General features: G+C 70.5%; 1 protein-coding gene. It reads right to left on the bottom strand.

Annotated features, from left to right (window positions below; genetic code table 11):
• Positions 1-271 (bottom strand): 4-alpha-glucanotransferase (locus tag RVY79_RS19695; RefSeq protein WP_317466260.1); only part of this gene is annotated, 271 nt, incomplete at both ends.

Here is a 271-nt window from a genome sequence, read left to right as displayed (position 1 = left end):
GCGGCGGGGTCAATCAGCCACGCGTTCAGGAACAGCCGGCTGGACGGTGAGTACGGTGAATATCGATGTGCCTCGGCGCTAAACATGGCGTGCACAGGGCTTAGCGCCAGCGCGTCGGCGCCGTGCTGCGCAAGCTGCTGCGCCAGTTCGGCGGCGGCGGTGTAGTCGCCCAGGCCAGCGCTGCAAGCGGCCTGTTCGCTGCCGTGCGGCGGGCCGTGGCGCAACCCATAGAGCTGTGCCGAGCCGCCCCACAGGCGTGCGTCGGTCGGCC

Source organism: Chromohalobacter sp. HP20-39, assembly GCF_033052815.1.
Lineage (GTDB): Bacteria > Pseudomonadota > Gammaproteobacteria > Pseudomonadales > Halomonadaceae > Chromohalobacter.
The sequence above is the reverse complement of the archived record's forward strand: the minus strand, read 5'-3'. Positions and strand labels throughout refer to the sequence as shown.